General features: G+C 36.6%; 12 protein-coding genes. 9 read left to right on the forward strand and 3 right to left on the reverse strand.

Annotated elements, in window-relative coordinates:
* Window positions 1-277: 277 nt before the first annotated feature.
* Together blaI and J7I96_RS27105 are read right to left on the reverse strand one after the other, a co-directional pair.
* On the reverse strand, window positions 278-658 hold the full coding sequence (blaI, locus tag J7I96_RS27100; protein WP_214774815.1) for a penicillinase repressor BlaI: 381 nt from the start codon (window positions 656-658) through the stop codon (window positions 278-280).
* Window positions 639-2,450 carry a BlaR1 family beta-lactam sensor/signal transducer gene (locus J7I96_RS27105; RefSeq protein WP_214774813.1) on the reverse strand — a complete coding sequence of 604 codons (1,812 nt, stop codon included), beginning with the start codon at window positions 2,448-2,450 and terminating at the stop codon, window positions 639-641. Before J7I96_RS27105 ends, blaI begins: the two co-directional genes overlap by 20 nt.
* 231 nt (window positions 2,451-2,681) lie before the next feature.
* Between J7I96_RS27105 and bla the strand changes: the two genes are divergently transcribed.
* The 9 genes from bla to J7I96_RS27150 all read left to right on the forward strand — a co-directional run bounded on the left by bla (window position 2,682) and on the right by J7I96_RS27150 (window position 9,480).
* Window positions 2,682-3,629: a class A beta-lactamase gene (gene bla, locus J7I96_RS27110; RefSeq protein WP_214774811.1), complete on the forward strand. Its 948-nt coding sequence runs from the start codon at window positions 2,682-2,684 to the stop codon at window positions 3,627-3,629.
* 220 nt (window positions 3,630-3,849) lie between these two features.
* Complete coding sequence (locus tag J7I96_RS27115) at window positions 3,850-4,251, forward strand: DUF6157 family protein (protein ID WP_214774809.1); 402 nt, start codon at window positions 3,850-3,852, stop codon at window positions 4,249-4,251.
* 109 nt (window positions 4,252-4,360) lie between these two features.
* Window positions 4,361-4,768 (forward strand): hypothetical protein, encoded by a 408-nt coding sequence (locus tag J7I96_RS27120; protein ID WP_214925641.1) that lies wholly within the window; start codon window positions 4,361-4,363, stop codon window positions 4,766-4,768.
* Window positions 4,769-5,111: 343 nt separating this feature from the next.
* On the forward strand, window positions 5,112-5,549 hold the full coding sequence (locus tag J7I96_RS27125; RefSeq protein ID WP_214774805.1) for a VOC family protein: 438 nt from the start codon (window positions 5,112-5,114) through the stop codon (window positions 5,547-5,549).
* A gap of 128 nt (window positions 5,550-5,677) precedes the next feature.
* Window positions 5,678-5,890 (forward strand): hypothetical protein, encoded by a 213-nt coding sequence (locus J7I96_RS27130; RefSeq protein WP_214774803.1) that lies wholly within the window; start codon window positions 5,678-5,680, stop codon window positions 5,888-5,890.
* Window positions 5,891-6,191: 301 nt separating this feature from the next.
* On the forward strand, window positions 6,192-7,325 hold the full coding sequence (locus J7I96_RS27135) for a zinc-dependent alcohol dehydrogenase (protein ID WP_214774802.1): 1,134 nt from the start codon (window positions 6,192-6,194) through the stop codon (window positions 7,323-7,325).
* A gap of 734 nt (window positions 7,326-8,059) precedes the next feature.
* Entirely contained in the window at window positions 8,060-8,212 is a 153-nt protein-coding gene (locus tag J7I96_RS27140) for a hypothetical protein (RefSeq protein ID WP_214774799.1), read from the forward strand.
* 159 nt (window positions 8,213-8,371) lie between these two features.
* A complete protein-coding gene (locus tag J7I96_RS28280) occupies window positions 8,372-8,629 on the forward strand; it encodes a hypothetical protein (RefSeq protein ID WP_251025485.1) in 258 nt (85 codons plus the stop codon).
* 365 nt (window positions 8,630-8,994) lie between these two features.
* Window positions 8,995-9,480 (forward strand): GNAT family N-acetyltransferase, encoded by a 486-nt coding sequence (locus J7I96_RS27150; protein WP_214774796.1) that lies wholly within the window; start codon window positions 8,995-8,997, stop codon window positions 9,478-9,480.
* A gap of 212 nt (window positions 9,481-9,692) precedes the next feature.
* On the opposite strand, the gene J7I96_RS27155 is transcribed toward J7I96_RS27150, so the two are convergent.
* A partial coding sequence (locus J7I96_RS27155; protein ID WP_251029271.1) for a DUF4386 domain-containing protein occupies window positions 9,693-10,457 on the reverse strand: 765 nt, incomplete at its 5' end.

Raw genomic sequence — 10,457 nt, forward strand, 5'->3', positions numbered from 1 at the left:
AGGCTCTTTTCGTAAAGATTGTTGTTTTTAAAACGAAACGATTTAAGGTTGATTGGAGCGGAAGTGCGAGACTCCCGCGGAAAGCGAGCATCTGGAGGGGAAATCAACCACACCTCACTATTTGGTAAATAGCAACGAAGTATGTGAAAACAGCCTTATTTTATGACTTACGGGTTGCTGAGCAAGAAAGCGATAATTACTTGAGAAACCCCCGCTATTTCAATTTCGACCGAAAAAAGCGATTTGGAAAAATTCCAAATCGACTTTTTTAATAGGATTACTTTTTAGGTTTTTTATTTAAAATGGTGCGCAGTTCATTGATATCATCATCAGATAGGGTATCTTCGTGAATGAATTGGACAAGCATGGATTTCATGGTCCCTCCATAGATACGTTTGATAAATGATTCGGTCTCGGCACGCTGGCACTCTTCCTGTGAATAAAGCGGGTAAAAGGTGTAAACTCTTTGATCTTTATTGACACCTACTACATCTTTTTGAACCAATCGATCGAGAAGGGTTCGTATGGTTTTCGGTTTCCAATCGGAACTTTCCTGTAAGGAAAGTATGATGTCATTCGCTGTTTGAGGGGCTTTATCCCAAAGTACGTTCATGATTTCCCATTCTGATTCTGATATACTAGGAATGTTTTTCTCCATATTTCTCCCCTTCATTTTCATTATAGATTCCTAAATCTTTTAAAATTGATAAAGTGATTTCTCCCGCTTTGCTTCCGGATGAATCATCTTCATTTTGTATATTGGTAGCAAAGAAATAAGTGTTGTTCTTCGTCTCTACATACCCGATAAACCAACCATTGATGTTTTTTCCATTCACTGCTCCTGTGCCTGTTTTTCCTGATAGGCGAGCTTCTTCATTCTTTTCTAAGAGTAGTGCGTCCTTCACGGCTTGGATATGCCTTTCCTTATATCCGAATTGATTGTTATAAAAGGCTTGCAGCAGTTGGACTTGCTCGACTGGAGAAATTTTTAATGAGGATTCGTTCCAGAATTCACTGAATTCCCCAGATACATCGGAATTCCCATAGTTTATCTCTTGTAGATTGGATTGAATTGTTTCAAATCCTGTTCGACGATCTAATTCTTGGAAATACCAGTTTACAGATTTTTGTAATGCAGATGAGACATCCTGATCCATATTCCAAGCTTCATAGGGTTGCTTCGTCCCATCCCATGAAAGTTTCGATTCTTCGGGTGATATCACATTTGCTTCTAGAGCAAATAAGGCACTATAGATTTTGTATGTGGAATCAGGTGATATCCGTAAAGTGCTTTTCTCTTCATTATAAATGCGATATTGCTGTGCGTTATGATCATATAAAACAAAGCTTCCTTCATACCCTTTAAAGAATTGCTGTAAATCCTCATAAACTACTCCGTCATTTTTAAAATAGTATCGGTCATTTTCCGTCGCAAATGCGGAAACGAAAGGTAATTGGATTGTCAAAATGATACTGGCCAACACATAAATGAAGACGCTTTTTCTTAATGATTTTTTTGCGGAATGACTATAGGCGGAAATTTGTTCAATTCGTTTTTTGATTTGAAGCTTCGAACCGTTTAATTGTGTCACCAACTGCAGATTACTTGACCGTTTTGAGAGATCCAAAAAATTAATGATCGTATTTCCATATTCACTAATGGAATGATCATCCAGTAACTGTAAAACAGATGTATCACATGCGATTTCCCGATCCAATCTCATTTCTCTAAAAGCAAGCCAAACAAGGGGATTAAACCAATATATGATTTGATAGAACAATATCACGTAATTTGTCAGCAAATCCTTGTTTTTATAGTGATTCAGTTCATGAAGAAAGATATACTCGTAATTTTTCAAGCTAAGCCAGTTTTCATGCTGGGAAGGTAAGACGATATATGTTTGAAAAAGCCCGAATATCATTGGAGATTGGACTCTATTCGAAATAACAATCTCTATTGGTTTTTTTATATGCAGTCTTTTCTTGCATTCTTCGAAAAGCACGAGAACTTCTTGATTGGAAAACGGAGAAGAATAATTCTTTATCCTTCTGATTGTGAGCCATCCACGAACCATAGTAAAGGTAAATAAAAGCATCCCTGACAACCATAAACCCATCACTCCCTTATTAAGTAAGGACAGGTCCGGCCGATTGACCGATACAGAAAAGTCTTGTATGAGGTGCAGGCCCTGCATCATATCAGTCCCGTTTTTTTCCATATTAGAGCTGGGTGCATTAATTTGATTTATGTCCCCGCTGCTAAAGAGAGAACTAAAATTATATAAATCAGTAGGTATGAAAGGAAGTGCTAAAGCCATAAAAAGAAACATCCACAAATGATAGTGCCATTTTGCTGTTAATTGTCTTCCAAACCATTTTCGTATAAGCAGGATAACAGTAACGGAAAATGAAGACACCAATAAACCTATTATAAAGTAGGTTAAAAACATGTCCTTCAATACCACCTCTCTTGACTTTTAAATTAACAAAAACAGGTATATAGCAAATTTATAGTGGCTTGATGGTAAAAAAATAAAGAATTGACTTTCTTTGATTACATATGTAATACTATACTACAGATGTAATCGGACTACAAACGTAATCTGTTAAAACTCCTTGCATGAGGTTGTTTTTTCAATTCGTACATAAGAGTCTAATCAAATAATTAGGGGGTTTATATGATGAACAAAAGATGGTTTTATCAAATACTGGCACCAATGGGCTTGGTGCTTATGGTTACAGGCTGCTCAGATGAGGAAAAACAGGTTGTACAACAATCGGGAACAGAACAAACCGGGGGAACTAACCAAACGTCGGAGACTATTACGGCAAAAGAAGCCACAATCAAGAAATTTGAACAACTTGAGAAGGAATATGATGCAAAACTTGGGGTCTATGCCATTGATACAGGAACGAAAGAAACCGTGGAATTTCATGAGAACGAACGATTTGCGTTTACATCTACTCATAAGGCTCTGGCAGTAGGAGCACTTTTACAACAGAAATCAATAGAGGACCTTAATCAAAGAATTACCTATACAAGTGAGGATCTTGTTAATTATAATCCGATTACCGAAAAGCATGTTGATACGGGGATGACCCTTAAGGAGCTTGCTGATGCTTCGCTTCGATACAGTGACAATACTGCTGGAAACCTTATCCTTGAACAACTGGGGGGACCGGCTGGATTTAAAAAAGCACTGGAGGGAATTGGAGATAATGTTACCAACCCTGAGCGAATCGAGCCAGATTTAAATGTAGTTAATCCTGGTGAAACGCATGATACGAGTACACCACTAGCACTTGCTACTAGTCTTCAGGCTTTTACATTGGGAGATGCACTTCCAACTGAGAAACGTGAACTTTTAATAGATTGGATGAAGAGAAATACTACTGGAGATGCGTTAATTCGTGCTGGAGTGCCGAAAGGTTGGGAAGTGGCTGATAAGACTGGAGCGGGATCATATGGTACGCGAAATGACATTGCGATCATTTGGCCATCAAAAGGAGATCCCATTGTTCTTGCTGTACTTTCAAGTCGTGATGAAAAAGAGGCTGATTATAACGACGAGCTTATTGCCGAGGCAACAGAAGAAGTGATTAAGGCCCTTAAAGTCAAAGTGAAATAGAAAATGATTGTACTAAAAAAGGTTACGTTAAGTAGCCTTTTTTTAGTAGATTAATTCCTATAATGATCGTTATGGTGACCCTTCTTCAACTCCCATTAATGAACGATCTGTATTGCTATGAAGACATAATGAAGCGACGCTTTTTTTATAGAGTTAAAGGGGCAGGAGAGTGGAGGAAAATAATGGTATGATATGGTATGTAGACTAATGAGGTTGTTATATGAGTTATAAGAACACACTTATTACCATTTCAGGGGATTCAAAAGTTTCTTCGGCAAAGGTCCCTGTCATCAAAAACGGAAAACCGACCATTGCTTATATTGAACATGATTTGATTAACAATAACCCCTATAAATTTACACAAGAAGATGTCCAATTCAAAACATATTTAATCAAAAATCAAATGGAAGCGGAAAATGCAGCTGAACTTCGAGAACAGTTCTTTTCAAAATCCAAGGCGTGTTTCAGGGCTTCTCCTTTAGTGAAAAATTATGGTTGGGGAATTCATTATAATAATCAAGGGAAAATTGCGATATATGATGTTAACAGTGAAATGTATAACCATTTGCTTAAGCAAGATGACATTACAAAACTTAAAGGCATGCGCTCCAAAAGAAAATGACGCAACCAAAACATGTTTGAAGCAAAGAAGGTATAGTCATTTTTAATCATTTTAATAATCAGTTTGTTCTGATATTATAAAATGGATAAAGATGGGAGGGGAAAATAACATGAAAAACTTATTTGCAATCTTAAGTACCTTTGTGTTAGTCCTGGTAGGTGGAATGGTATTAGGCAATTCTTCTGCACAAGCAAGTGTTCCACAGTATTCTTTTCAAACAGAAGATGGAAAATGGGATGGTGAAATTGGAAATCCTAACAGAGGTAGTGACTTACAGGTAGAACTGGTTTCCCCAATCTATTTAAAGACTTCTTCTGGAAGTAAGTGGTTGACTAATTATAGTAACATATGGTCCCGTCTCTGCAATGCCAGTACTGGAAAGTGCACAGGCTATCATAGCTTAGCTGGTGGAAAGACCTTATTCACAGATATGAGAGTTGGCAAATTTTATGTGGATGTTAAAGATGGATACTCTTCTGGAAGAGTATCTGGAAAACTGCAAATTGTTTTCAAATAACATGTAATACTGGCTACCCACTCGGGTAGTTTTTTTCATGAAAAAAATCGGGATTGGACTGGTAAGGCTTTTGTGGATTGTTTGGGGGCAATATTACAAAAAGGTACACTTTATACTGAGTGCACCTTTTTCTTTTACGATAAAAATTTGACTAAAAGTGACGGGTGCTTTACTTCATTATAAGAGCTGATCAGAAGCTCTTTTTCTTATGGCACTAACGGGGCAGGATATTGAAGAGTGCTCTTTGCCTTTATTCAACAAGAAGGTTATTTTCTGTTTTTAGAGAATTAGAATGAAAGAATACAGGATATTGCAAAATAACAGGAACGAAGGAGGTAGAAATATGAAGATCCACAGAATAGATCATGTAGGCGTAATCGTAAATGATCTCTCTGCTGCTAAAGAGTTTTTTCTCGATTTTGGACTTGAAGTGCAAGGGGAATGGGAAATGGAAGGAGATTTGATGGATCGGATGAGTGGGCTTAATGACGTTAAAGTAGCATGTGTAGGATTGGGGAAGCCAGAAGGTCAGGCATGGGTAGAGCTAATTAAATTTTATACGCCGTCAGATGAAAAAGATAGTCAGCAACCTTTTGCAAATACCCTGGGCATCCGGCATATTGCATTTGCTGTTGAAGATATTGAAGCTCTTGTTGCCAAATTGAAAAAGAAAGGTACGGAAATCTTTAGTGAGATACAACAATATGAAGATAGTTATAAGTTATGCTACTGTCGTGGACCAGAGGGAATTATTTTAGAGTTGGCGGAGAAAATCAAATAAATTAAGGGTAATTAATGTTGCTGGTGGTACCCATAAAGGATTAACGGGTGCATTAGCTCCGTAAGAGGCCTGTAAATGGTATAATTAAACATATCCTAAGGAGGTAGATTAAATTTAAGAAAATCCTTATGTTATTTGGAGTCACTTTTATTGGTCTTTTTTCTTTCCAATCTGATTTAGCAAATGCGCCAGTACCAGTAGATGAAGAAGTTATTCTGTTACCTGGAAGTGAAACATTAGTTGAAGAAGACATGGAAACAGCCAAAAAACAAAGAGAAAAAGCGATGCAAGACTTGGCAGATCACCCGGAATTGTTTCAATTTGCAACTGAAATTGAATGAATGAATAAGGACTTCTTTATTGCAAAGGGGTTCTTTTTCTTGTTCATTACTCTTGTTGAACTATAGAGGCAGGTAAGTTTAGTTCAGTAAGGGTTATAATTATTTCCCCGAATTAATTCACGCTATATACACCTATAACTATTTCGAAAGCTAGCACCATTACTTCGTGGTCAAAACGGTTCAGCCCCTTTAACTTACATAAAACAATTACGCTAAGGTTGAATAAGTATATTATTTACTTTCTTTGTTGACCATAGTCAAGAGTGTTAACAGTATTAGAATTTAGGAGGGCCCTACATTTATGAAGGCTGTAACTTATCAAGGACCAAATCATGTACAGGTTAACCAAGTAGAGGATGCAAAATTAGAAAAAAAAGACGATATTATAGTTAAGATTACTTCTACTGCTATTTGCGGATCTGATTTGCATTTATATCAAGGTAACATGCCATTACCCCCAGGATATATTATTGGCCACGAACCGATGGGTATTGTAGAAGAAGTTGGACCTGAAGTGACAAAAGTAAAAAAGGGAGACCGTGTTGTCGTTCCCTTTAATGTTTCATGCGGACATTGCTTTTATTGCCAACATGAAATGGAAAGCCAATGCGATAACTCAAACCCTCATTATGATTCTGGCGGATACTTTGGTTATACTGAGAAGTTCGGTAACCATCCAGGTGGTCAGGCTGAATATTTGAAAGTCCCTTTTGGAAACTTCACTCCCTTTGTTATCCCCGAGTCATGCGAATTGGAGGATGAGTCACTGCTCTTTTTATCGGATGTTCTGCCAACAGCTTATTGGAGTGTGAAAAATGCAGGTGTAAAATCAGGCGATACAGTTATTGTTCTCGGATGCGGACCTGTTGGATTGATGGTACAAAAATTTGCCTGGATGGAAGGTGCAAAGCGTGTAATAGCAGTTGATTACTTGGATTACCGAATCAATCATGCGAAAAAGATGAACAATGTTGAAGTATTTGAGTTCACAAAACACCCTGATATGGGGGAACATTTAAAAGAGATCACACATGGTGGGGCAGATGTCGTCATCGATTGTGTTGGTATGGATGGTAAGAAATCACCCCTGGAGTTTCTGGAACAAAAATTGAAACTGCAGGGCGGAACCCTTGGGCCTATTCAAATATCTACTAAAGCTGTCCGAAAGTATGGGACAGTGCAAATGACAGGTGTTTACGGAGGTAACTATAATCTATTTCCATTAGGTGCATTTTGGGTTAGAAATATTAATCTTAGAATGGGACAGGCTCCAGTCATTCATTTTATGCCGGAATTGTTTAAAAAAATAACAAATAACGAATTTGACCCAAGAGATATTATCACTCACAAAATGTCTCTTGAAGAAGCAAGTCATGGTTATCGAATTTTTAATAATCGTGAGGATGAATGTATAAAAGTCGTTTTAAAACCGTAATGCTCTTCTCTTTCCAAAAAGACTTCATACTGTGTATGGAAGTCTTTTTGTCTGTGAATTTTTTTGTAGTAATTCGACTGGTAATTTGGATAGGCATAGTATGGAAGTCTAATCACATCTTTGACATTGGCAGGAATCATTCATCATTAGGTATATCAATCTTAACTAGGTGCAAATAAAGTAGGTTGCTGCTACAACTCTTTTTCTTAATGAACTATCGGGGCAGGATAGTTGAATAACGAATATGGTTTTTTCTGGTAAAGCAAACTTAAGGAACCTACCTACAATATGAAATTTGATTATAAAAAGAGAAAGATTCAAATGGAATATAGGGACAAATTGCAGCAAAAAAAAAGAATGAAAAATTCACACTCGGCAATTATTTGTACTGTATCTTCACTAGGAATAATACTCCCTTACTTTAAGATTATCGATAATACATACATCAGTAAAGATATACCTATTTCTCAAAAAACCCTCTAATTTATAGGGTTTTTTTGTTTTCACAGTGTTGTCAACTCTAAAAGTTTTAACTAACGGGTGCTTTACTTCAAGAAGAGAGTTGCTTTGGCAGCTCTTTTTGTTATGGAACTATCGGGGCAGAATAATTAAACAAAGATTGAGACCCTTGCTGATGGATTAATATATGAAGTAAAGGAGTGTCAAACTATTTATTGCAACAAGAAAATTGGATTATAATTTAGATAAATATTAAGTTATTGGGAGTTAGACAGATGAAAAATAAAAAAAGAAAAAAAGAAAGGCAGAACGGCTTTTTTAAAGAAATCCTAATTGAGCTTAGGGATTCAATCTTATTTGAAGTCGCTTGGAACATCTTAATGTTTATACCAAGAATGATGATTCGCTTAATAAAGAACATTTGGTGAAGTGGTTAGTCAGAATAGAGCTAACGGTGCTTTAGCTGAATCAGAGCTGTCTTAAAGGCAGCTCTTACTTTATGGAACTAACGGGGCAGGTTAGTGTAAGAAGGAAATTTCGGGAAGTTAGCGAATTATGCAATAACATGAAACTAAAGGTGAATTATTATGACAACCAGTGATTTGCAATATCGACGTTCAGGATTAAGAGTCAGATGTGAAAAGGATGTTAATCCATCAGTAAGACGGACTTGCTTAAGCTTTGCTGTTTGGTTACGTACATATATGGAATTTCCGATAAGGGTTGTTATATACCTAAAAACGGATTATCAACTTAAAACCAGAGATACAAAAGAACTGGCGAGTGCTACCTTTTTTGCACCTTATGATAAAACTGTTGAACCTTACATAAGAATTGCAACATGAGATTATGAAGAATTAGTTTCAGAAAGAGGAAAAAATGATGCTTTATGGACAATTTTACGCAGCATGGCTCATGAGATAATTCATTATCAACAATGGCTAGAAGATAAGGAAATGGATGGGAAAGAAGCAGAAAATGGAAGCGAAGAATTATTAGATAGTTATTATGAATTTTTGTAATTAGAAATATTTGTTGAACTAACGGGTACGTTAGCTAAAGATCGGGGCTGTCTTTTAAGGCAGCTCTTTTCTTATGGAACTAACGGGGCAGGATAGTTCTTTAAGAAAAAACTTCCATTTTCGAGTTGAACTATAAATAAGGTATTTTAAAATCAAGCATATCGTGCATAAGGAATGGGGGAATTAGCTTGTTTTCATTTCGTAACATTGACCTATCAAGAGACACTGAAACCATTATTAAGTTTAGAAGAGATTCGTACAGTATTAGTTTTGGTGATGAGAGTTTAATCGGAGATAATGACAGTTATTTAAAGAAGATTACTGAAAGGCTTATAAAATTTCCTGGTGGGCTTGTTATTGTTGAAATAGATGGTAAACAAGTAGGGCAAGTTGAGTTGCAGATTAAACAATTTGAGAATAAAGAGATTGGATATGTTAATCTATTTTACTTAATCTCAGAATATCGTGGAAAAGGATTCGGGGTTAAACTAATTGAATTTGCAGAACGTTTCTTTCGAGAATATGGTGTTAATGCATACCAATTAAGGGTATCCCACACAAACAAAAGGGCAATAAATTTTTATCGAAAAAATGGATTTGATGTATTAAAAATAGAAGATGAAGATACTGTTCCGAGATTTAGAATGCATAAATTATTATCTACATCTTCTTAAACTAACGGGTGCGTTAGTAGAAGATCAGAGCTGTCTTTAGGGCAGCTTTTTCTTATGGACTAAAGGGGCAGTTAGTTCAATAAGAGTATGTAAAGATTAGTAAAAAAGGACGTTTGGTAATATTCTTCCAAACGTCTTTTATTTAATAGCTTTAACTTTAAAGGTAAGGAACGATTCTCCTTTAAGTTCAGATGATTAAATGGTGGTTGCCATCAGCTCTCGTTCGCTGTATTGCTTGCAGAAATGGAAGCAAGCGCAGATTCATTGAACCCTTTAACGATGAGCCATACTGCTAAAATCATTTCATTAGCTGCTACTGGAAGCGCCAAAATAGCACCCCAAACAGAAATTTGTTGAATTATACCGAACAGTACCAACAAGGCACAAATAAAAACAAGAGTTGCCCCGGTCATACCCAAGATTGGTATAAACCTGGGAACGAGCTTTGTTTTGTAAAATATATAACTGTACATCATCGTATTTATACCCAACATGAAAAGGGGACCGAGCATGAATGTCCAGTCATGTATTGCTTTTAATACTATTCCTGAAGTTTGAAAAGATGCGGTATCCGGGGCTCCTGCTGCGATAAATTCGCGGCTTAAGGTCAACAGGGACAGTACGCTGATTACACCAATAGTAATGACAATTGCTTCAAGAAACCTGAAGCAAACATGCCAAAGAGCTATAGTTTCATTATACCTTCTTAAAATTGGAAACATGGTAGTTGCAGTACCAATCGCTGAAGCGACAAGAAATAATTCCATAAGCGCTCCCAGTGTCACCTGGTTGGCATGTTCAGAACCATTAATCAGATAATCCGGACCATTTAGGATAGGCTTGTATAAAATTAGACCTATTATTGCTGTAACTGCTGCAAGTATAAACAGTACCCCTACAATTTTTGCGCTCTTTTTGGTAGTATTCATTTGTTCATCTCCCTTTTTAAGTAGCGATAAGACTAATAACCCGTGGGG

Origin of the sequence: Bacillus sp. ISL-78 (assembly GCF_018613455.1) — a bacterium.
In the GTDB taxonomy this organism is placed as follows: domain Bacteria; phylum Bacillota; class Bacilli; order Bacillales; family DSM-1321; genus Peribacillus; species Peribacillus frigoritolerans.

What these genes read in the sequence shown, in the direction of transcription:
- blaI (WP_214774815.1), bottom strand. Translation starts at nt 658, where the DNA reads ATGGAGAAAAACATTCCTAGTATATCAGAATCAGAATGGGAAATCATG.
- J7I96_RS27105 (WP_214774813.1), bottom strand. Translation starts at nt 2,450, where the DNA reads ATGTTTTTAACCTACTTTATAATAGGTTTATTGGTGTCTTCATTTTCC.
- bla (WP_214774811.1), top strand. Translation starts at nt 2,682, where the DNA reads ATGAACAAAAGATGGTTTTATCAAATACTGGCACCAATGGGCTTGGTG.
- J7I96_RS27115 (WP_214774809.1), top strand. Translation starts at nt 3,850, where the DNA reads ATGAGTTATAAGAACACACTTATTACCATTTCAGGGGATTCAAAAGTT.
- J7I96_RS27120 (WP_214925641.1), top strand. Translation starts at nt 4,361, where the DNA reads ATGAAAAACTTATTTGCAATCTTAAGTACCTTTGTGTTAGTCCTGGTA.
- J7I96_RS27125 (WP_214774805.1), top strand. Translation starts at nt 5,112, where the DNA reads ATGAAGATCCACAGAATAGATCATGTAGGCGTAATCGTAAATGATCTC.
- J7I96_RS27130 (WP_214774803.1), top strand. Translation starts at nt 5,678, where the DNA reads ATGTTATTTGGAGTCACTTTTATTGGTCTTTTTTCTTTCCAATCTGAT.
- J7I96_RS27135 (WP_214774802.1), top strand. Translation starts at nt 6,192, where the DNA reads ATGAAGGCTGTAACTTATCAAGGACCAAATCATGTACAGGTTAACCAA.
- J7I96_RS27140 (WP_214774799.1), top strand. Translation starts at nt 8,060, where the DNA reads ATGAAAAATAAAAAAAGAAAAAAAGAAAGGCAGAACGGCTTTTTTAAA.
- J7I96_RS28280 (WP_251025485.1), top strand. Translation starts at nt 8,372, where the DNA reads ATGACAACCAGTGATTTGCAATATCGACGTTCAGGATTAAGAGTCAGA.